25 protein-coding genes are annotated in these 19,332 nt (G+C 58.9%); 24 read left to right on the top strand and 1 reads right to left on the bottom strand.

Features of this window, described 5'->3' with window-relative positions; all coding sequences use genetic code 11:
* The first annotated feature begins 3 nt into the window (after positions 1 to 3).
* From C1722_RS01525 to C1722_RS01535, 3 genes are all read left to right on the top strand, one after another.
* Positions 4 to 978, top strand: a complete 975-nt coding sequence (locus tag C1722_RS01525; protein WP_102377701.1) for a 4Fe-4S dicluster domain-containing protein — start codon at positions 4 to 6, stop codon at positions 976 to 978.
* Between the two features lie 78 nt (positions 979 to 1,056).
* Complete coding sequence (locus C1722_RS01530; protein WP_102377702.1) at positions 1,057 to 2,607, top strand: fucose isomerase; 1,551 nt, start codon at positions 1,057 to 1,059, stop codon at positions 2,605 to 2,607.
* Positions 2,608 to 2,673: 66 nt separating this feature from the next.
* Positions 2,674 to 3,087 (top strand): hypothetical protein, encoded by a 414-nt coding sequence (locus C1722_RS01535; RefSeq protein ID WP_102377703.1) that lies wholly within the window; start codon positions 2,674 to 2,676, stop codon positions 3,085 to 3,087.
* 486 nt (positions 3,088 to 3,573) lie between these two features.
* On the opposite strand, the gene C1722_RS01540 is transcribed toward C1722_RS01535, so the two are convergent.
* Entirely contained in the window at positions 3,574 to 5,499 is a 1,926-nt protein-coding gene (locus C1722_RS01540) for a GGDEF domain-containing phosphodiesterase (protein ID WP_102377704.1), read from the bottom strand.
* Between the two features lie 499 nt (positions 5,500 to 5,998).
* On the opposite strand from C1722_RS01540, the gene rplB reads away from it, so the two are divergent.
* The 21 genes from rplB (at position 5,999) to C1722_RS01645 (ending at position 19,155) form a co-directional block, all read left to right on the top strand.
* Entirely contained in the window at positions 5,999 to 6,829 is an 831-nt protein-coding gene (gene rplB / locus C1722_RS01545; RefSeq protein ID WP_102377705.1) for a 50S ribosomal protein L2, read from the top strand.
* Positions 6,830 to 6,851: 22 nt separating this feature from the next.
* Positions 6,852 to 7,124 (top strand): 30S ribosomal protein S19, encoded by a 273-nt coding sequence (rpsS, locus tag C1722_RS01550; protein WP_102374289.1) that lies wholly within the window; start codon positions 6,852 to 6,854, stop codon positions 7,122 to 7,124.
* Positions 7,125 to 7,136: 12 nt separating this feature from the next.
* Positions 7,137 to 7,478 (top strand): 50S ribosomal protein L22, encoded by a 342-nt coding sequence (rplV, locus tag C1722_RS01555; protein WP_102374290.1) that lies wholly within the window; start codon positions 7,137 to 7,139, stop codon positions 7,476 to 7,478.
* Between the two features lie 5 nt (positions 7,479 to 7,483).
* Positions 7,484 to 8,188, top strand: a complete 705-nt coding sequence (gene rpsC / locus C1722_RS01560) for a 30S ribosomal protein S3 (protein WP_102377706.1) — start codon at positions 7,484 to 7,486, stop codon at positions 8,186 to 8,188.
* Positions 8,189 to 8,611, top strand: coding sequence for a 50S ribosomal protein L16 (gene rplP, locus C1722_RS01565; protein WP_102377707.1), 423 nt, complete (start codon positions 8,189 to 8,191; stop codon positions 8,609 to 8,611).
* A complete protein-coding gene (gene rpmC / locus C1722_RS01570; RefSeq protein ID WP_102374293.1) occupies positions 8,612 to 8,806 on the top strand; it encodes a 50S ribosomal protein L29 in 195 nt (64 codons plus the stop codon).
* Between the two features lie 36 nt (positions 8,807 to 8,842).
* On the top strand, positions 8,843 to 9,103 hold the full coding sequence (gene rpsQ / locus C1722_RS01575) for a 30S ribosomal protein S17 (protein ID WP_102377708.1): 261 nt from the start codon (positions 8,843 to 8,845) through the stop codon (positions 9,101 to 9,103).
* 47 nt (positions 9,104 to 9,150) lie between these two features.
* Positions 9,151 to 9,519 carry a 50S ribosomal protein L14 gene (gene rplN, locus C1722_RS01580; RefSeq protein ID WP_102377709.1) on the top strand — a complete coding sequence of 123 codons (369 nt, stop codon included), beginning with the start codon at positions 9,151 to 9,153 and terminating at the stop codon, positions 9,517 to 9,519.
* 15 nt (positions 9,520 to 9,534) lie between these two features.
* The gene (gene rplX / locus C1722_RS01585) at positions 9,535 to 9,855 is read left to right on the top strand and encodes a 50S ribosomal protein L24 (protein WP_102377710.1); all 321 of its coding nucleotides are present in this window, start codon (positions 9,535 to 9,537) and stop codon (positions 9,853 to 9,855) included.
* A 124-nt stretch (positions 9,856 to 9,979) separates the two neighbouring features.
* Positions 9,980 to 10,525, top strand: a complete 546-nt coding sequence (rplE, locus tag C1722_RS01590) for a 50S ribosomal protein L5 (protein WP_102377711.1) — start codon at positions 9,980 to 9,982, stop codon at positions 10,523 to 10,525.
* A 50-nt stretch (positions 10,526 to 10,575) separates the two neighbouring features.
* Positions 10,576 to 10,761, top strand: a complete 186-nt coding sequence (locus C1722_RS01595) for a type Z 30S ribosomal protein S14 (protein WP_041239446.1) — start codon at positions 10,576 to 10,578, stop codon at positions 10,759 to 10,761.
* 108 nt (positions 10,762 to 10,869) lie between these two features.
* Entirely contained in the window at positions 10,870 to 11,268 is a 399-nt protein-coding gene (rpsH, locus tag C1722_RS01600) for a 30S ribosomal protein S8 (protein ID WP_102377712.1), read from the top strand.
* A gap of 19 nt (positions 11,269 to 11,287) precedes the next feature.
* Positions 11,288 to 11,830 (top strand): 50S ribosomal protein L6, encoded by a 543-nt coding sequence (gene rplF / locus C1722_RS01605; RefSeq protein WP_102377713.1) that lies wholly within the window; start codon positions 11,288 to 11,290, stop codon positions 11,828 to 11,830.
* A 44-nt stretch (positions 11,831 to 11,874) separates the two neighbouring features.
* On the top strand, positions 11,875 to 12,243 hold the full coding sequence (rplR, locus tag C1722_RS01610; protein WP_102377714.1) for a 50S ribosomal protein L18: 369 nt from the start codon (positions 11,875 to 11,877) through the stop codon (positions 12,241 to 12,243).
* Between the two features lie 18 nt (positions 12,244 to 12,261).
* On the top strand, positions 12,262 to 12,792 hold the full coding sequence (rpsE, locus tag C1722_RS01615; RefSeq protein ID WP_102377715.1) for a 30S ribosomal protein S5: 531 nt from the start codon (positions 12,262 to 12,264) through the stop codon (positions 12,790 to 12,792).
* A 2-nt stretch (positions 12,793 to 12,794) separates the two neighbouring features.
* Entirely contained in the window at positions 12,795 to 12,980 is a 186-nt protein-coding gene (rpmD, locus tag C1722_RS01620; protein WP_102377716.1) for a 50S ribosomal protein L30, read from the top strand.
* A 127-nt stretch (positions 12,981 to 13,107) separates the two neighbouring features.
* Complete coding sequence (rplO, locus tag C1722_RS01625) at positions 13,108 to 13,557, top strand: 50S ribosomal protein L15 (RefSeq protein WP_102377717.1); 450 nt, start codon at positions 13,108 to 13,110, stop codon at positions 13,555 to 13,557.
* Entirely contained in the window at positions 13,551 to 14,831 is a 1,281-nt protein-coding gene (gene secY, locus C1722_RS01630) for a preprotein translocase subunit SecY (protein ID WP_102377718.1), read from the top strand. Before rplO ends, secY begins: the two co-directional genes overlap by 7 nt.
* Positions 14,832 to 15,517: 686 nt before the next feature.
* On the top strand, positions 15,518 to 16,144 hold the full coding sequence (locus C1722_RS01635) for an adenylate kinase (RefSeq protein ID WP_102377719.1): 627 nt from the start codon (positions 15,518 to 15,520) through the stop codon (positions 16,142 to 16,144).
* A gap of 211 nt (positions 16,145 to 16,355) precedes the next feature.
* Positions 16,356 to 18,542, top strand: a complete 2,187-nt coding sequence (locus C1722_RS01640) for a cytochrome C oxidase Cbb3 (RefSeq protein ID WP_244902403.1) — start codon at positions 16,356 to 16,358, stop codon at positions 18,540 to 18,542.
* A 10-nt stretch (positions 18,543 to 18,552) separates the two neighbouring features.
* Positions 18,553 to 19,155, top strand: coding sequence for a very short patch repair endonuclease (locus tag C1722_RS01645; RefSeq protein ID WP_102377720.1), 603 nt, complete (start codon positions 18,553 to 18,555; stop codon positions 19,153 to 19,155).
* Positions 19,156 to 19,332: the final 177 nt, after the last annotated feature.

A 19,332-nucleotide genomic window follows, 5' to 3' on the forward strand; every position in this document is an offset into this window, starting at 1 on the left:
ATCATGAAAGTTTTTGTATTCGATTCGTCCAAATGCAACGGATGCTACGGCTGTCAGCTGGCTTGCAAGGACGAGCACTGGAACAACGAGTGGCTGCCCTATGCGCTGCCCCAGCCCGACACCGGTCACTTCTGGTGCAAGATGACCCAGACCGACCACGGGCAGGTACCGAAGGTCCGCGTGGAGTATGCGCCTCGTTTCTGCAACCACTGCGACAACGCGCCCTGCATCGAGGAGGCACCCGATGCGGTGTATAAGCGCGATGACGGCCTCGTTATCATCGATCCGATCAAGGCGAAGGGCGATAAAGCGCTCGTTGACGCGTGCCCGTACGGTGCCATCTACTGGAACGAGGAGCTCGAAGTGCCGCAGAAGTGCACGGGTTGCGCCCACTTGGTCGACGAGGGGGAATTGCCCCACTGCGTGGATGTGTGCGCTACGGGCGCCCTGCGCTTCGGCGAAGAGTCCGAGTTCGCCGACGAGCTTGTCCATGCCGAGGTTTTGGCATCCGAGGAGCATGGGCCGCGTGTGTACTACCTCAATATGCCTCATTTGTTTATCGGTGGAGAAGTGTGGGATCCGGCTATCGACGAAGTCATCGAGGGTGCGAAGGTTACGTTATCCGGCGATGCCGAAATAACGGTCGAGTCCGACGAGTTCGGCGATTTCTGGTTCAAGCGCATCGATGAGGGATCCTATGTGGTCACCGTCGAAGCGGAAGGATACGAAACCGAAACGAGGGAAATCTCTCTCGAGAAGAGCTTGAACATGGGAGATATTCCGATGCGGCGCGCAGCCGGCAACGAGGTTGTCGATGCCGGTGAGTCCGTTGCCGAACTCGATATCGAAGCGCCTGTCGGCGAACCCGATGTGGAGGTTGTCGAAGTCGGCGACGTTACGGCAGCGATGTCGGTCATGTCGCAAGCGCCCGATGAAGACGGTGGCGTTATGAGCAAGAGCGGAATTTCAAAAAACTAATGCGGTGAGGCGATCCATCGAATTCGGTTGATCGTACGAACATGGGAACAACAGGGTGCCAGCGAAAGAGAGGACGCAATGATTACAAAAGCAGATGACGTCAGGCTCGTTGTACAGCCCATCTTCCTCGAGATGGAGCATCTGTACAAATACGAGGGACCGTGCCGTGTCGGTCAAGGCGAGGCCCTCGAGGTCGGTTTCGATGCCATCAGAAACGCCGAATGGTACAAGCGGTTCCAAAAGAAGCTTGTCGACAATATTCCCGACGAAGTCGCCGAGGTGCGCGATATCATTCGAATAAAACGTACCGATAATTGGGATCAGGAAGAAGAATGGTGGGATCGCATCGCCCAAACAACGGGTGATACCGATTTCTATATCATCCATTCGTTTTTAGGACTTGACGATATCGCCGTCGAATTCGGTGAACGCTTCAACAAGCCTTTTAGCTTGGAGCCCGAATACGAGAACCCCTGCTCGACCACTTCGGTCGGCGCGGCGCTCAATGCTCGCGGTCGCGGGTACGAATTCTACGGGTTCAGGACATGGGGCGAACTGGTGTGGCAGCTGCGTATTCTGCGCGCCCGCAAGGTGGTGAGGACGTCTCGTATCCTTATGGCTCCCCGCAACGGAGCGGCTCTTTCTTTCAGTGGAGTCGACGGTGCCTACGACGTAGAAGAGCTCACTCACAACCTCGGGTGCCGTTTCCGCTATATCAGCATTCACGAGCTGCTCGATCAAACCTCGCTCGCATCGCCTGAAGGCAATCATACGACGCCCGGACGCGATACATGGGATATCACCGATGATGACATGCGGGAGATCGAAGCCATGGCCGACGATCTTATCGCCCATGCCGAGGAGGTGGAAGTCGAGAGGCGCTATGTGATCAACTCCCTCAAGTTTTTCAAGACGGTGCGCAAACACATGGACCGCCTCGATTGCAACGGGTTCACGGCACCATGCCCCGACAGCTGTTCGACGCGGCGCCTGAACGAAGAGCAGTTCACTTTCTGTCTTGCTCATTCGCTTAATATGAGGGCTGGCCTTCCCTCTGCATGCGAGTACGATGCTTGCTCCGTTATCACCCAGCAAGCGCTTATCGCCGTGTCCGGACAACGCTGCTTCATGGGCAACACCATGCCGATCGTCAAGGAGTCGGATGGTCGTTGGGCAACGTTCGGTCTCGGCGGCATCGAGGAAGAAGACATGCCGTTGCTCGACGAGCACGAGGGGCACCTGTACATGATGGTCCATTCGGTGCCCAATCCGCGCATGAACGATCCCGAGCAGGATGCTCCGTATTCGTTACGTCATTTTGCCGAAGAAAAAGGCTTCGGGGCCGTATACCGCTACGATTTCAATCGCGATAAAGGCAAGGTCATCACGGTCGCGCGCTTTTCGCCCGACGGGAGCAAGCTGCTCGTTACGAAGGGCACGATCGTATGCGGAAACGGGTTCCGCCAGCATAGCTGCAATACCGCTATCGTCTTTGCGGTAAACGATCAAGAGGATTTGTTCCAGAAGCAGATGCAGGTCGGCAATCATCTGGCTACGGTATACGGCGATTACACCAAAGAGATGGAGGCGCTCGGCCGCTCTCTCGGTATAGAGGTGATCACGGCGTAAGCACGTTGCATGCGGTTTGCGATGGGCGCGATCGGCGCCCATCGCATGCGTCAGAAAGGATGTCGAATGGGTGACGGTATGTGCGGTTCGATCAAGGAGCAGATCGTTGCCTCGAGCGAAAAGTCGCTCGAGTTTCTTGCCGCGATACGCGGACGTCCGAACGATGTGCGTTTCGTTTCCGAAAACCTTAAGGCGTTCGTGCTCCATCGGTTTTTTCTCGTCGATGAAAACCCCTCAACCGAAGACATTGCGGAGCTATCCCGGTTGAGCATAGAAAAGCTTCTCGAGGTCAATCGCCAAGGCGCGCTGCAGGATCTGTCGAACAATTGCGCAGGAGTCAGCTCGGAGACCATGAAGAAGGCCCTTCTGATCATGACGCTCCAAAAGAAGCTCGATGTATCAATCCCCGCCGAAGAGAACGATACCGTATCGCAGATTGCCACAGCGATCGTGCGCCAGCTTGCGCAACCGGGCAGGTAGTGCTCTTTCGTACTGCCGGTATGAGGCTGTCTTGCGAACGGTGCTGCTTTACCGTTGGGGCGCCGTAATTAATCCGAAAAGACGATTTTCCGTACATGGGCGCAAGGGTACGGTATGCAGAAGCGGCATTCGTTTGCCGTGCGGCCGATCGGTTGGCCGTACGACTTCGTTCTGAAATGAGAGAAGGTGTATATGTGCGGGTATTTGTGCACTGGTTGCGGAAGATGCAGAGGCGAAAGGAAGGGCACGAAGCCATACGGGACATGCCTTGCTTGCGGAGCGGAAAACAGTCCGCAAGCAAAGGTGTGCTCGACATGCGGTGCGGCTCTCGTTCCTCCTCCGGGGGCGGTACTCGAAATCAATGTGAACAAGGACTCCGCTTGATCCACCGGCTCCGTATGCGAGGAGGTTTCTCGGAACCGACCGTATTGGGCTTGACCGGAAGGAAGGCGGCTTTCTCGAATGCGGCGTCTGTCGTAGGCATGCTCATTTCCCTGCAATAATCGCAAGCGCCTCGCTTTGGGGGCTGGGTTTCGCATACAGGAAGCCCTGAATCAAGCTGCAGCCGCAGGATTCGATGAAGGCACGCTGGGCTTGCGTTTCGACGCCCTCGGCCAGGACGGCGCTTCCCATGGCTTTGAACGAGGCCACGAGGTGACCGAGGAAATCGCTGCCTTCGAAGTCTCTTTCCGAGGCCATCCATACGATGCTCTTATCGAGCTTGACGACGTCGAACGGCAGGTCGAGGATGTTCGAGAGATTCGAGTACCCGGTGCCGAAGTCGTCGAGGCAGAACTGGATACCTACTTCGTGCATTGCCATAATGAGCTGCTTGACGGTGTCGGGGTTCGAGATGAGAACGCTTTCGGTCACCTCTATCTTTATCGAAGAGGGTTCGATGCCGTTGGCTTTTACGATGGCGAGCGTCCGTTCGGCCAAATCGCTCTGCACGAATTGGATGGCCGAGAAGTTCACCGATACGCTCTCGAGCGGAGCGTCGGGGTGCTCGTCGCGTGCGCTCTTCACGAATTTGCACACCTTGTCGAGCACCTGGTATGTCATGTCGACGATGAGGCCGGTCTCTTCGGCGATGGGGATGAACTCGGCGGGCGGGATCGGGCCAAGCTCGGTGCTGGTCAGGCGGCAGAGCGCCTCGGCGGCAACGAAGCGTTGGCGGGGGATGGACCAGATCGGTTGGTAGTGGATCTGGAATCCGTCTTCGGCGATCGTGCTGCGCAGGATATCGGCAATGCGGTGTTTGCGCTTGATGGCCTGCACCATGTCTTCGGTACAGCGACAGGGTTCGTTGGAGCCGAGGCGTTTTGATTCCGCCGCGCAGTACTCGAGCGCATTGATGACGGTTGCGCTGTCTTCAGCCACATCGGGGTAGTCGACGATCCCGATCGAGCACGAGATGACGAAATGGGTGTCCTCGATCTGCCACGGCTTTTCCGTGCGCTCGCGCAGCGCCGACGGGAAGTCGGCCGCCTTCGGTTTCCTGTCTCCCTCGAACAGGGCGACGAACTGGTCGCCGCCGTATCGGTACAGCCAAGGCGTGTGCGCGGCCGTTTGCAGGTAGGAAGAAAACGATGCGAGGAATCCGTCGCCGTTGTCCGATCCGAACTTGTCGTTGATGAACTTGAAGTTATCGACCGATACGAGCACGGCGGTAAACGGCGTCTGCCGCTTCTGCACGAGCGCAAGCATCTTCGAGAATTCCTGGCGGTTGGGGATGCGGGTGAGGAAATCGATCGATATCTGCTTGTTTTGCAGGTAGAGATACACGATGAGCAGCGAGCAGACCGCAGCCGAACCGGAGAGGATATAGGTGGGGAAGAACTGCTGGATCACGATTACCACGACGGCGAGCAGGGGAAAGAACGTCAGGATCCTCGTAATGGCCGGATCGATGTCGTGCCGCGAGACGAAGGCGAGCGCGAAGCACATCACGCAGTACACGTAGAAGACGACGTAGGTGGTCACAATGAGGGATCCCTGATGGTATCCGCCCGATTCATCGAGGTAGAAAAGGCAGCCCGTCCACGTGTTCGCCAGCACGCAGAGCAGGTATAGGAGATAGGGAACGGCGCCGAGTGCGGCGATCGTGCGCTTTCGGGGGCGCGCTTCGGCAACGGTCGCGTACGTATAGTAATAATAAGCCGTGCTGATGAGCGGGGTTGCGACGAAGTACAGCGTGGTGACGATCCAGGTGATTCCCATGACCTCGACGGTGCCGTTCGCAATGAGCAACGTCGAGGCTATGTTGAGCCCGATCGCCGAAACGGTGATGATGAGGCATGCCTGGAAGATGCGGTTCTTCAGGCTCGGCGTCAAATAGCTCTTACGCGAATAGGCGAGTATGATGCATGCTATGACGAACGCGATGCACTCCGCCGTGAAATTCCATGTCACGAGATTCCTGTCTCCGTTGGTACCCGAAGGTAATTATAGGCAATTGTATCGTATATAAAAGCGATTGGATTCGGATACTCTTATATAAGATAGGTGCGCAGTTGCTAGCTAGGTGCCCGGCTGCGCCGATAAAGGACACTTTGTGGAGCGGAGAACTCCCCAGAATTACTTCTTGCAACCACGCCACCGGGCGTATATAATTCTCGGTTGCGTCTGGTTATGGATGGATACACCCGGACGCGTGGAAAGCCGGAGTCGTAAATGCCTCACTCCAGAGCGGGCATTAGGCGGCAATCGGAGCCACACAGGTTATGAGGGTCTTCTGGGGTACGCAAGGAGTGTGCGTGCGAGCGGAAGGCCAATAAAGGACCTTGAGGGTGCGCCGGATTGGCGTGAAAGGCTCCTTCGAGACGAGCTGGCGGCCTCTGTGCCGCGTGCGAGCGAGAAGGATCCTTGAACGGCAAGGCGGCGTGCAGGAAAGGGCCGAGAAAGGAAAGAAATGGGAGTCAAGCAATACAAGCCGACCAGCCCCGGCAGGCGCTTCCAGACGGTCTCGGATTTTGCCGAGATCACCTGCACCACGCCGGAAAAGTCGCTGTTGACGCCGCTGCCTAAGAAGGCTGGCCGCAACAACAACGGTCGCATCACCACCCGCCATCAGGGCGGCGGCACGAAGCGCCGTTACCGTATCATCGATTTCAAGCGCAACAAGGACGGGGTTCCCGCCAAGGTTGCGACCATCGAATACGATCCGAACCGCTCCGCCCGCATCGCGCTTCTGCACTACGCAGACGGCGAGAAGCGCTACATCCTTCATCCGAAGGGCCTGCGCGTGGGCGACGTCGTCATGAGCGGTGTCGACGCCGACATCAAGCCCGGAAACGCGCTTCCCCTGTCGGCGATCCCTGTGGGCACGCTTGTCCACGCTGTCGAGCTTCAGCCCGGCCGCGGTGCCGCAATCGCGCGTTCCGCCGGCACGAGCATCCAGCTCATGGGCAAGGAAGGCGACTACGCCATCCTGCGCATGCCCTCCTCCGAAATGCGTCGCGTTCTCGTGACCTGCCGCGCCACGGTTGGCGAGGTCGGCAACGCCGAGCACGGAAACATCAAGATCGGCAAGGCCGGCCGTAACCGCTGGAAGGGCATCCGCCCGAGCGTTCGCGGTACCGTCATGAACCCGGTCGACCATCCGCACGGCGGCGGCGAAGGCAAGAACAAGTCCGCTGGCCGTCACCCGGTCACCCCCTGGGGCGTTCCCACCAAGGGCCATCGCACCCGCAATCCCAAGAAGGCTTCGAGCCGCTTGATCATCCGTCGGCGCAAGAAGTAGCGCGAGCGCATAAGGAGTAGATGTGAGTAGAAGTTTGAAAAAAGGTCCTTTCGTCGAACCGCGCCTTCTCGATCGCATTGAGGCGATGAACGCGGCAGGCGAGAAGAACGTCATCAAGACCTGGTCCCGTGCCAGCACCATCTTCCCGGAAATGGTGGGCCACACCATCGCCGTCCATGATGGCCGCAAGCACGTGCCCGTATATGTAACCGAATCCATGGTCGGCCATAAGCTCGGGGAATTCGCGCCTTCGCGTACGTTCCGCGGTCATTCGGCCGACAAAGGCAAGCGATAGGAGGACGCGAGCATGGAAGCTAAAGCAGTATCGCGTTTCGTGCGCGTCTCGCCTCGCAAGGCCCGCATCGTCATCGATCAGATCCGCGGCAAGTCGGTTCCGGCTGCCCGCGAGATCCTCAAGTTCACCAACCGCGGCATTGCCGAGACGGTCGAGAAGACCCTCAACTCTGCCGTCGCCAACGCCGAGCACAACCATCACGTTCGTGCCGAGTCGCTGGTAGTCAAGACCGCATTCGCAGACGAAGGCCCCACCTTGAAGCGCATTCGTCCGCGTGCAAAGGGCTCCGCGTCGCGCATCCGCAAGCGCACGAGCCACATCACCATCATCGTCGCAACACGAGAGGAGGCATAAAGCACATGGGTCAGAAAGTCAGCCCCACCGGATTCCGTCTCGGTATCACCGAGGAGTGGCGCAGCCGCTGGTATTCGGATAAGGATTACGCGAAGAACCTCGAAAACGACCTGGCTATTCGCAAGTTTCTGGACAAGTATCTCGCCCGCGCCGCCGTCTCCAAAGTGGAAGTCGAGCGTGCCGGTGACAAGATCAAGGTCATCATCACCACGGCTCGCCCGGGCGTTGTGATCGGCAAGAAGGGTGCCGAGATCGACACCCTGCGCAAGAAGCTCGACAAGATCGCCAACGGCCCCGTTTCGGTCGAGGTTATCGAAGTCAAGCGCCCCGAACTCGACGCCGTGCTCATCGCCCAGAGCGTCGCAGAGCAGCTCGAGGGCCGCGTGGCCTTCCGCCGCGCAATGCGCAAGGCCGTTCAGTCCGCTCGCAAGAGCGGTGCCCAGGGCATCCGCATCCAGTGCGCCGGTCGTCTCGGCGGTGCCGAGATGAGCCGCCGCGAGTGGTACCGCGAAGGCCGTGTGCCGCTGCACACCCTGCGCGCCAAGATCGATTACGGCTTCGCCACCGCTGCAACCACCATGGGCTCCATCGGCGTGCAAGTGTGGGTCTACCACGGCGAAGTGCTCCCCGGCCAGAAGGCTCCCCAGCCGGCTCTCGAGGGAAGCTCTCGCCCCAACCGTTCCCGTCGCAACGAGAGGGGGGCAAAGTAAATGCTCGTACCTAAGCGTGTTAAGCACCGCAAGGTGCAGCGTGGCTCGATGAAGGGCAAAGCCAAGGGCGGCACCCGTCTGAACCACGGCTCCTACGGCATTCAGGCCCAGGAGGCTTCCTGGATCACGAACCGCCAGATTGAGGCTGCCCGTATCGCCATGACCCGTCACATGAAGCGTGGCGGTAAAGTGTGGATCACGATCTTCCCGGACAAGCCGATCACCCAGAAGCCTGCGGAAACCCGCATGGGCTCGGGTAAAGGTAACCCCGAGAGCTGGGTGGCGGTCGTCAAGCCCGGCCGCATCATGTTCGAGATCGACGGTGTTGATGAGGAGACCGCCAAAGAGGCGCTGCGTCTCGCCATCAACAAATTGCCCATCAAGTGCAAGATTGTTTCTCGCGAAACGGAAGGGCAGGCATAAATGAAGGCAGCAGAGATCCGCGAGCTTTCGGCTGAGGATTTGCAGGCGAAGCTTAAAGAAGCGCGCGCAGAGCTTTTCAATCTGCGTTTCCAGATGGCCACGAGCCAGCTTGACAACACCGCTCGCGTGAGTCAGGTCAAGAAGGACATCGCCCGCATCCAAACCGAGATGCGCGCCCGCGAGCTGAGCGCTTAAGCTCTTAAGCGAACTGAAAGGTTAGGTAGAGAATAGATGAGTGAAGAACGTAATTCTCGCAAGGTTCGCCAGGGCGTCGTCGTAAGCGCCGCGGGCGATAAGACCTGCGTTGTTCAAGTTAAAGAACGCAAGCCGCACCCTGTGTACGGTAAGATGATGACGAGCACGAAGAAGTTCCATGCTCATGACGAGGAGAACGCCGCTGGAGTGGGCGATACCGTCACGATCATGGAGACCCGCCCGCTCTCCAAGCTGAAGCGCTGGCGCCTGCTCAAGATCGTAGAAAAGGCCAAATAGTCTACTTGCTTGCAAGGACTATACGAGACGAAAGTTAGGTTAACGCAATGATTCAGATGCAAACCATGCTCGCAGTGGCCGATAACTCCGGCGCTCGCAAGGTGCAGTGCATCAAGGTCCTGGGCGGCTCCAAGCGCCGCTACGCAGGACTGGGCGATGTCATCATCTGCAGCGTCAAGGAAGCTGCGCCCAACGGCAACGTGAAGAAGGGCGAAGTCGTCCGCTGCGTGGTCGTGCGCGTGAAGAAGGAAGTCCGTCGCTCGGACGGCAGCTACATCAAGTTCGATCAGAACGCTGCCGTGCTTATCGACAACTCCGGAGCTCCGAAGGGCACCCGTATCTTCGGGCCCGTCGCTCGCGAGCTGCGCGACAAGAAGTACATGAAGATCGTGTCCCTGGCACCGGAAACGCTGTAAGGGGGTATACGTAAAATGGCAAAGATGAACATCAAAAAGGGCGACAAGGTCAAGGTTCTGACCGGCAAGGACAAGGGCAAAGAGGCCGTTGTCCTGCGCGCGCTGCCCCAAAACGAGCGCGTGGTCGTCGAGAAGGTCAACGTCGTCAAGAAGGCGCTTCGTCCGACTCAGCAGAACCCGCAGGGCGGTATTTCGAGCGTCGAAGCCCCGATCCACGTTTCCAACGTTGCGATCGTGTGCCCCGAGTGCAAGCAGGCCACCCGCATCGCCATCAAGCGCGAAGACGGCAAGAAGATCCGCTACTGCAAGAAGTGCGGCAAGGCCATCGACAAGTAGGAACCGAGTCAGAAGCCCGCATACGGGCTTTCGGCTTACACTGGTAGGAACATGACCCCCGCGCATGCGGGGGACGCAGGGTCGGAAATCCTGTGTTTAATTCATCGAAGAGAGGTTACACAACATGGCTATTCCTCGTTTGAAGGAGCTGTACAACACCGAGATCGTGCCCGCGCTTGAAAAGGAGCTCGGCGTCGATAACATCAACAAGGTTCCGCGTCTCGAGAAGATCGTCGTGAACATGGGCGTCGGTGCGGCTTCCAACGATTCGAAACTGCTCGATGCCGCTATGGCCGATCTGCGCATCATCACCGGCCAGCAGCCCGCCATCACGCGTGCGAAGAAGTCCATCGCCGGTTTCCACGTACGCGAAGGCCAGCCCATCGGCTGCAAGGTCACGCTGCGCGGCGACCGCATGTGGGAGTTCCTGGATCGCCTGCTCGCCACCGCTCTTCCGCGCGTTCGCGACTTCCGCGGCATTCCGGCCACGAGCTTCGACGGCCGCGGCAACTACACGCTCGGCATCACCGAGCAGCTGATCTTCCCCGAGATCGAATACGACAAGGTCGATCGCACCCGCGGCATGGACATTACGTTCGTGACCACCGCTGCGGAAAACGAGAGTGCTTTCGCGCTGCTCAAGGCGCTGGGCTTCCCGTTCAAGAATTAGGAACCAAAACCCGAATGCCATCGGGTTGGTTATAGGAAAGAAGGAATTGCATGGCTAAGAAATCGATGATCGCCAAAGCTAAGCGCGAGCCGAAGTTTTCGACGCGCCAGCACAACCGTTGCACTCGCTGTGGTCGCCCCCGCGCGTACTACCGCAAGTTCGGTCTGTGCCGCGTCTGTCTTCGCGAGCTTGCGAACAAGGGCGAACTTCCCGGCGTGACCAAGTCTTCCTGGTAAGACCCTAGGCAGTATCGGTACGCAACGGGTGTGCCGTCGGTATAGGCGGAGGCGCTATGGGCGCCGACGAACCGGACCCCCGGCTCATCACGAACCAAAGGAGAAACAATGAGCATGAACGACCCCATTGCAGATATGCTTACGCGCGTGCGTAACGCAAACTCTGCAAGCAAGCCGACGGTTTCCATGCCGTCGAGCAAGAAGCTTGTCGAAATCGCCCGCATCATGCAGGAAGAGGGCTACATCGCAGGCTACGACATCGAGAAGGCGGAACCCCGCGACATTCTCGAGATCACGCTGAAGTACGGCGACAAGAAGAGCAAGACGATCCGCGGCTTGAAGCGCATCTCCAAGCCGGGTCTGCGCATCTACGCCGGAAAAGACGAGCTGCCCCGCGTTCTGGGCGGCCTCGGTACGGCTATTATCTCGACGAGCCACGGCGTCATGACCGACCGCGATGCCCGCAAAGCAGGCGTCGGCGGCGAAGTCATCGCCTACATCTGGTAGGAAAGGAAGGGATTCAGATATGTCTCGTATCGGCAAACAACCCATCGCCGTTCCTGCTGGCGTCGAAGTTACCATCGACGGAACCACCGTTTCGGTCAAGGGTGCGAAGGGCGAACTGTCCCGCACGCTTCCCGAGATGATGATCATCAGCCGCGAAGGCGACGAAATCATCGTCGAGCGTCCGGACGACAGCCGCGAAGCGAAGAGCTTGCACGGTTTGACCCGCACGCTTGTCAGCAACATGGTCGAGGGCGTGTCCACCGGCTTCAAGAAGAAGCTCGAACTCGTCGGCGTCGGCTACCGCGCCGCGCTGAAAGGCACCGACCTCGAAATGCAGCTCGGTTTTTCCCACCCGGTTCTGATCAAGGCCCCCGAAGGCATCACCTTCGAGGTTCCGAGCCAGACCGAGATCATCGTTTCCGGTCCCAGCAAAGAAGCAGTGGGTCAGGTTGCGGCGAACATTCGCAAGTGGCGCAAGCCCGAACCTTACAAGGGCAAGGGTATCCGCTACGAGGGCGAACGTGTCCGTCGTAAGCTCGGCAAAGCTGCCAAGTCCGATTAATCGCGATCACCGTAGCTGAGAAAAAGGACTGAAGGGAAACTATTATGAAGAAACTCAAAGCAAAGCAAGCCGGGCTGCGTCGTCGCCATACCCGTGTCCGCGGGAAGATCTCCGGAACGCCGGCCCGTCCGCGCCTGTGCATTACGCGCAGCAACTCGAATATGTACGCTCAGGTTATCGACGACGTCGCGGGCAAGACCATCTGCGCGGTGTCCACGCTCGGCCCCGATTTCAAAGCGACCGAGAAGAACGGCGCGACCGTCGATGGTGCCGCCGCTCTTGGAAGCCTGATCGGTAAGAAAGCGATAGAGTCCGGCGTCACGGAAGTTGTCTTCGACCGTGGCGGAAACCTGTATCACGGGCGCATCAAGGCTGTTGCCGACGGTGCCCGCGAAGCCGGCTTGAAATTTTAAAAGGGGTGTTAAACGCTTATGGCTCGTAAACAGCAAGATAACCAGGCGGCCGTTCCTGAGCTTCAGGAGCGCGTGGTCTACATCAACCGCGTTTCCAAGGTTGTCAAAGGCGGCCGTCGTTTCGCCCTGACCGCGCTTGTGGTCGTCGGCGACGGCAACGGACGCGTGGGCGTCGGCATGGGCAAGTCCCAGGAAGTGCCGATCGCCATCAAGAAGGGCGTCGAGGATGCCAAGAAGAACATGTTCACCGTGCCGCTGACCGACGAGAAGACGCTTCCGCATGATATTCTCGGCGAGTACGGCGCAGGCCGCGTGCTCATCAAGCCGGCGACTCCCGGTACCGGCGTTATCGCCGGCGGTCCGGTCCGTGCGATCATGGAACTCGCCGGGGTTACCGACGTGCTCACCAAGTCGCTCGGCACCAACAACGCCATGAACATCGTGAAGGCAGCTGCCGAGGGTCTCAAGAACATGGAGAGCCCCGAAGAGGTTGCCAAGCGCCGTGGCGTTTCGGTCGCCCAGATCTACGGCTGGAAGGAGAAGAAGTAACCATGGCTGACAAGACTCTTCGCGTCAAGCAGGTCAAGAGCGCTATCGGATGCCCGTCCGACCAGGGTAAGACCCTGAAGGCTCTGGGTCTCGGCAAGATTGGCCGCACGGTCGAGCAGGTGGATAACCCCTGCGTGCGCGGCATGATCTTCAAGGTTAAGCATCTCGTGGAAGTCGAAGAAGCCTAAACGGCTTCTTCGTTTCCGTATATACTGCTCGGCTGAGGATAGTATATACTTACTCGGAAGTTTGCTGGCGGCGAGCTGCCAGCATCGGGCATGAGCCCGATACAGCGAATATAAAGGAGAACCATCAATGGAACTGAAAGATCTCGTACCCGCAGAAGGATCCAAAAAGGCCCGCAAGCGCGTCGGCCGCGGCCCCGCATCGGGCACCGGCAAGACTGCAGGTCGCGGATATAACGGTCAGAAGTCCCGTGCGGGCGGCGGCAAGGGCGTAGGATTCGAGGGCGGCCAGACCCCCTTGGCGCGTCGTCTGCCCAAGCTCCCCGGTTTCCGCAACATCAATCACGTCGAGTACGTGCCGGTCAACGTCAGCCGTCTCGAGGCCTGCTTCGAGGCCGGCGATGTCGTCGATTGCGACACCCTGAAGGCAAAGGGCATCATCAAGCACTCCGATGCGCTCGTCAAGGTTCTCGGCGACGGCGAGATTACCAAGTCTCTTACGGTGAAGGTTGATAAGGTTTCTGCTTCGGCGAAGGCAAAGATCGAGGCAGCCGGAGGAAAGGTTGAAGAGCCTTGCTAAGCTCAATTGTAGATGCATTCAAGGTCCCGGAGCTGCGTAAGAAGATTCTCTTCACGCTGGCCATCCTTGCTCTGTATCGCTTCGGGGCGTACGTCCCCGTGCCGGGTATTCCGTTCAACGAGTTCGCCAACTCGTTCCAGGATGCCGGCGTCTCGATGACCATGCTCGACCTGTTCACCGGCGGTGCCCTTTCTAACTTCTCGGTGTTCTCGCTCGGCATCATGCCCTACATCACCGCATCGATCATCATGCAGTTGATGCAGGGCGTCATCCCGGCGGTCGGCAGGTGGGCCAAGGAGGGCGATTCCGGTCGCAAGAAGATCACCCAGGTCACGCGTTACCTGACGCTTGGCCTCGGTCTGATCAACGCCATCGGCTACCTCTTCCTGTTCAAATCGGACCAGTACGGTGTCGTGTTCTCGACCGAAGTGCCCGAGCTTCTCACCGACATCCTCGTCGTGTTCACGCTCGTAGCAGGCACGGCGTTCATCATGTGGATGGGCGAGCTCATTACGCAGCGGGGCATCGGCAACGGCATGTCGCTCATCATCTTCGTGAGCATCGTGAGCCGCGTGCCCTCCGCCATCTTCTCGTCGATCAACCTGCAGGCCGATCTGGGAATGGGCATCGCGATCACCGCGTTGATCGTGGTGGTGGTGCTCGTGTGCATTCCGCTCATCATCTTCGTCGAGCGGGCGCAGCGGCGCATCCCCGTGAACTACGCGAAGCGGATCCAGGGCCGCAAGATGATGGGAGGCCAGTCCACCTACATTCCCTTGAAGGTGAACGCGGCGGGCGTTATCCCGATCATCTTCGCGAGCTGCCTGATCTACTTCCCGGCCCAGATCGCAGCGTTGTTCAACGTCGAATGGCTGACGGGCTTCGCGAACGCGATTTCGACGGGCTGGGTCAACTGGATCATCACGCTCATCCTGATCGTCTTCTTCGCCTACTTCTACACCTCGATGGTGTTCAACCCCGAAGAGACGGCCGATAACCTGCGCAAGCAGGGCGGGTTCGTGCCCGGCGTGCGCCCCGGTTCGGCAACGGTGCTCTACATCAAGAATGTTATCAACCGCGTGACGCTGCCCGGTGGCATCTTCATCGGCCTGATCGCGGTCGTGCCGAGCATCATCTTCTTCTTCACGGGCAACCAGCTCATCCAGGCGTTCGGCGGTACTTCGATCCTCATCATGATCGGCGTCGCCCTCGACACCATGAGCAAGATCGAGTCGCAGCTGAAAATGCACAACTACGACGGGTTCTTCAAGTAGCCCGGCGTCGAAGATTCATCGATTGCGAACGGAGTCCCTTGTGGGGCTCCGTTGCATTTTCTGGTCCTGTTCTTTCGGGATGCGTGCAGCATGCGGGCCTTGCGGCTTGCGTCGGCACGGAGCGGCCCGGTTTCCGCTTCCCATCCCACGTTTCCAGCACCCCGCGTCCGCACCCCGCACCCATCTCTCGCATCTCGCACCCCGCACCCTGCACCCCGCACCCATCTCGCGTATTCCGCATCCCGTCTCTCGCTTCCAACTTCTCGCCCGCGCGCCGAAAGGATCAACCGAGGTCCGCTACGCGTGTTTTTGATCGAAGTGTTGCGTTTTCGGGCTTCGATGGGGGAAGTTGACGGCCCGGGTGCGGTACTCATCGCAACGGGCGATATCTGCAATCCTCTGAACAGGCGTTATGAATGAATGCTGGATAACCGCTCCGCAAAGCGGTTATTGGACTGCAACACAAAGGGCAAAAACATGTATTTAGGCTCCCTCTTCGCTGGCGATCTGACGACGACCCGAAGTCGAGGACCGATATCGTGGCGGGCGAGGCTTGGGACCTTTTGCCCTCGGGGCCGCCGGCAGGGGGCAAATGAGCTCTTATACCGCGAATCTCTTGAAAAACGGACCAGTCCTCAGCTGCTTTGCTACAATACGATAATCGTATGTAACGAAAGGATTTGAACATGAACATCGTGTTGTTGGGGGCTCCCGGCGCCGGCAAGGGCACGCAAGCCGCAAAGCTCGTTGAGGAGTACGAACTTCCGCATATCTCGACGGGCGACATGCTGCGCGCCGCGGTTAAAGAAGGTACCCCGCTGGGGAAGAAGGCCAAGTCCTTCATGGATGCCGGAGATCTTGTTCCCGATGACGTAATCATCGGCCTTGTGACCGAGCGTTTGCAGGGCAAGGACACCGAGAAGGGGTTCATCCTCGACGGATTCCCGCGCACGTCCGCCCAGGCAGTCGCGCTCGACGCCGAGCTTTCGAAGCTCGGTCGTCCGCTCGACGCCGCCCTGCTCATCGACGTTGATCCCGAAGTGATCGTCAACCGCCTCACATCGCGCCGTATGTGCAAGGAGTGCGGCTACATCGGCACGATCGCCGACGAGACGTGCCCCAAGTGCGGTGGCGAGATGTACCAGCGCGACGACGACAACGAGGCGACGGTACGCAACCGCCTCGATGTGTACGAGAAGTCCACGGCTCCGCTGATCGACTACTACCGCGGCTGCGATCTGCTCGTGGCCATCGACGGCGACCGCGATCCCGCGGTCGTGTACGCGGACGTGAAGAAGAGCCTCGGCCTGTAAGGCGAATGCGGAGCCGAGTCGAGCATCGGTTGCGCGAGCGGGATCCGGCTTGCGAAACGAGCTCGTCCGGCTCGGTTGTTCGGCATAGGCAATGAAAGGGGGTTGGCTGCTGCCAGCCCCCTTTCATTGCGCGGGCTTGCGCGACGGTCTCGGGCGGTGCTTCTTTTGTCGTCGCCCGGCTCCGGGGAATCGCGTATAATCTGTTAAGCTCATGCCAACTCTATGGGAAAAGATCAGACGAATCGTCGGCGACTATGCGCGCGCGAACAAGGCTGCCCTCAAACACGTCGCCCGATGCGTCGCCGTTATCGTGCTTTTGGCGACCGCGCTCGAGGTTTTCGTCTTCAACATCAACTATTTCACGTCGGCGGGCTACAATACGATCGATTTGACCAGCAAGCTCGATCTTCAGCAAACCCATGATGGGGAAGAGACCCAGTACCGGTTGACCGAGGTCGATCACGTGATCGAGTTCTCGAATCTCAACACCGAGGTTCGCAATATAAGGCTCGATTTCGATTTCGCTCAACCAGCCCAGGCGCTTCAGGTGAAGATCCAGTTCACCGACCAAGCCCACCATACCTATTTCGATTCCACCGAGTATACGGTAGGTGTTCCCGAGACCACTGTGTCCACGTTCGTCGATCAAAGCGAGTACATCAACCTCAACACGACGGGCTTGGTTGACAACCTTCGCATCGAGATCGTCGGCGATAACGTGCAGTATCCCATTCTGCTCGACGGCATTACCGTCAATGCGCATCATCCGTTCGACTTCAACGTGACGCGCTATCTCATCGCACTCGGTATCCTGGCGCTCGTTTGCGTGTTCAGGCCCAAATCGAGTATCTACCGCTGCTTCATCGTCGAGCAGCCCCGCCGTTCCAAGGCCATCATAATCGGTACGGTTGTCATCGAGGTGTATCTGATGGCAACGTTTCTGTTCTTCGGCTCGAATCTCGTCGGCGTAGCCACGCAGTCGTACAACTTCGGCGCATGGGACGGCACGTCCATCGTCAATACGTTCGAGGTCGGCGGCGATAACGCCCAGCAGTACGCCGAGCTTGCCAAGGCTATGGCGAAAGGGCAGCTCTACCTCGATGAGGAGCCTCCGCAGTGGCTCCAGGACATGGACGACCCCTACGACAAGGGAGCTCGCGACGAAGCGCAGAAAGTAACGGGGGAGCCGTATCTGTTCGATGTGGCGTATCACGACGGGCACTATTACGTGTACTTCGGGGTGGTCCCCGTCCTGCTGTTCTACCTGCCGTTCTATCTGCTTACGGGTGCGAATTTCCCGACGGCTATCGGTGTGCTTATCGCATGCATCGCGTTCGTGCTCGGGTGCTCGGCGCTGCTCGACCGCTTCGCGCGCTACCACTTCAAACGGGTGAGCCTCGGGTTGTACCTGCTGCTGCAGATACCGCTCGTGTTCTGCTGCGGGGTGCTCTATCTGCTCAAGTTCCCAACGTTTTACTCGCTGCCGATCATGCTCGGGCTGGCGTTTTCGGTCTGGGGTCTGTACTTCTGGATGAGGGGGAGGGCCTCCGGTTCGCCATGCAAATGGTATTTGGCGGGTTCGCTGTGCATGGCGCTCGTGGCGGGATGCCGCCCGCAACTGCTCGCTCTCTCGCTTTTGGCGTTCCCTTTGTTCTGGAGGCTGTTCATCACGAAACGGCATCTGCTCACGCCGAGAGGCGCGCGCGAGTTCGCCTGCTTGGTTGCGCCGTATCTCGTGGTCGCGGCGGGGCTTATGTGGTACAACTACGCCCGCTTCGGCTCGCCGACGAACTTCGGCGCGAACTACAACCTCACGGTCAACGATATGACCAAGCGCGGTTTCAGCTTTGGAAGGCTCGCTCCGGCGTTCTTTACCTACTTCCTGCAGCCGCCGAGCATTACGGGCGTGTTTCCGTTTATCCAAGCGGCTCCGTTCGAGACGACGTACATGGGGCAGACCATCAAAGAGGTCACGTTCGGCGGTATTCTGGCTTGCCTGCCGATCCTCTGGATCCTGCCGTTTTCGAAGCGCATTCTCAAGATGCGCATTGCGCAGCGCTCGACTCGCACCATTGCGGGCGTCATCATCGTCTTGATTTCGGCAGGCGTCCTCGTCGCCTTGCTCGACGCCCAGATGGCAGGTATCCTGCAGCGCTACTACGCCGATTTCAGCTTCATGTTCCTTGCCGCCGCCGTACTGCTGGCATTCATCGTGAACGAGAACCTCGATCAGGGGTCGACGAAGCGCAATGTGCTCATGAAGGTGCTCATAGCGCTTGTCTCGATCAGCTTGGTCTACAGTCTGCTCGTATGCTTCGTGCCGGAGACGGGCTGGTATTCAGACGTGTATCCTTGGGCCTATCAGAGCGTCATCGAAACGGCTCAGTTCTGGACGTAGGTGGGCTGCGATGGCGAAAGCGAAAGCCTCCAAGAAGAATGGGCAGGCCAAGGCGGAGCGCGTCGCAGCCGAGGGTGAGCAGGCAGCTCGCGAGGCAGTCGGCCGCTCTGGGCAATCCGGGGAACTCCCGAGCGCCGTATCGCGCGAGGCTCCTCCCGCCTCGTCGGAGGCGGTTCATAAATCGATGGTTTCGAACAAGCGGGCGAACACGAAACCGGAACTGCTCGTGCGCAAGCGCCTTCGCGAAGCGGGCTTGACCGGCTACCGTCTTCAGTGGAAGGTTCCGGGGCGCCCCGATGTCGCGTGGCCCGGAAAGCGCATCGCCCTGTTCGTCAACGGATGCTTCTGGCACCGCTGCCCGCATTGCAACCTGCCGCTTCCGAAATCGAACGTCGAATACTGGCACATCAAGTTCGAGCGCAACGTGGAGCGCGACGAAAGAAACCTTGCGACTTTGCGGGACATGGGCTGGCGCGTGCACGTCATCTGGGAATGCCAGCTCAAGAAGAAGGTGATCGACGATACGTTCGCCGATCTTCTGCCCGTGCTGGCCGAGGAGCTCGGCAAGGAGCTGAAAGCCGCCGAGGTTTCAAAACCCGAATTGCCAGCGTAGGCAAAAGCGTTACCAGCGGGCTCGCTGCTTGAGGGATCCCGGTTTCCCATTCACGTTCCCACCATAAAATCAAGCCGTTTGCCGATGGGAGCGACCGCGCCATGCTGCCCGTTTCAATCGTCGCGACGGGCGGCGAATCGAGACTGGTATCATGAATGCCGTGTATCCGACCAGACG

It is taken from the genome of Raoultibacter timonensis, assembly GCF_900240215.1.
In the GTDB taxonomy this organism is placed as follows: Bacteria; Actinomycetota; Coriobacteriia; order Coriobacteriales; family Eggerthellaceae; genus Raoultibacter; species Raoultibacter timonensis.

Excerpts from the sequence above, each read along its gene's own strand:
- C1722_RS01525 (WP_102377701.1), top strand. The coding sequence starts at position 4 with ATGAAAGTTTTTGTATTCGATTCGTCCAAATGCAACGGATGCTACGGC.
- C1722_RS01530 (WP_102377702.1), top strand. The coding sequence starts at position 1,057 with ATGATTACAAAAGCAGATGACGTCAGGCTCGTTGTACAGCCCATCTTC.
- C1722_RS01535 (WP_102377703.1), top strand. The coding sequence starts at position 2,674 with ATGGGTGACGGTATGTGCGGTTCGATCAAGGAGCAGATCGTTGCCTCG.
- rplB (WP_102377705.1), top strand. The coding sequence starts at position 5,999 with ATGGGAGTCAAGCAATACAAGCCGACCAGCCCCGGCAGGCGCTTCCAG.
- rplV (WP_102374290.1), top strand. The coding sequence starts at position 7,137 with ATGGAAGCTAAAGCAGTATCGCGTTTCGTGCGCGTCTCGCCTCGCAAG.
- rpsC (WP_102377706.1), top strand. The coding sequence starts at position 7,484 with ATGGGTCAGAAAGTCAGCCCCACCGGATTCCGTCTCGGTATCACCGAG.
- rplP (WP_102377707.1), top strand. The coding sequence starts at position 8,189 with ATGCTCGTACCTAAGCGTGTTAAGCACCGCAAGGTGCAGCGTGGCTCG.
- rpmC (WP_102374293.1), top strand. The coding sequence starts at position 8,612 with ATGAAGGCAGCAGAGATCCGCGAGCTTTCGGCTGAGGATTTGCAGGCG.
- rpsQ (WP_102377708.1), top strand. The coding sequence starts at position 8,843 with ATGAGTGAAGAACGTAATTCTCGCAAGGTTCGCCAGGGCGTCGTCGTA.
- rplN (WP_102377709.1), top strand. The coding sequence starts at position 9,151 with ATGATTCAGATGCAAACCATGCTCGCAGTGGCCGATAACTCCGGCGCT.
- rplX (WP_102377710.1), top strand. The coding sequence starts at position 9,535 with ATGGCAAAGATGAACATCAAAAAGGGCGACAAGGTCAAGGTTCTGACC.
- rplE (WP_102377711.1), top strand. The coding sequence starts at position 9,980 with ATGGCTATTCCTCGTTTGAAGGAGCTGTACAACACCGAGATCGTGCCC.
- C1722_RS01595 (WP_041239446.1), top strand. The coding sequence starts at position 10,576 with ATGGCTAAGAAATCGATGATCGCCAAAGCTAAGCGCGAGCCGAAGTTT.
- rpsH (WP_102377712.1), top strand. The coding sequence starts at position 10,870 with ATGAGCATGAACGACCCCATTGCAGATATGCTTACGCGCGTGCGTAAC.
- rplF (WP_102377713.1), top strand. The coding sequence starts at position 11,288 with ATGTCTCGTATCGGCAAACAACCCATCGCCGTTCCTGCTGGCGTCGAA.
- rplR (WP_102377714.1), top strand. The coding sequence starts at position 11,875 with ATGAAGAAACTCAAAGCAAAGCAAGCCGGGCTGCGTCGTCGCCATACC.
- rpsE (WP_102377715.1), top strand. The coding sequence starts at position 12,262 with ATGGCTCGTAAACAGCAAGATAACCAGGCGGCCGTTCCTGAGCTTCAG.
- rpmD (WP_102377716.1), top strand. The coding sequence starts at position 12,795 with ATGGCTGACAAGACTCTTCGCGTCAAGCAGGTCAAGAGCGCTATCGGA.
- rplO (WP_102377717.1), top strand. The coding sequence starts at position 13,108 with ATGGAACTGAAAGATCTCGTACCCGCAGAAGGATCCAAAAAGGCCCGC.
- C1722_RS01635 (WP_102377719.1), top strand. The coding sequence starts at position 15,518 with ATGAACATCGTGTTGTTGGGGGCTCCCGGCGCCGGCAAGGGCACGCAA.
- C1722_RS01640 (WP_244902403.1), top strand. The coding sequence starts at position 16,356 with ATGCCAACTCTATGGGAAAAGATCAGACGAATCGTCGGCGACTATGCG.
- C1722_RS01645 (WP_102377720.1), top strand. The coding sequence starts at position 18,553 with ATGGCGAAAGCGAAAGCCTCCAAGAAGAATGGGCAGGCCAAGGCGGAG.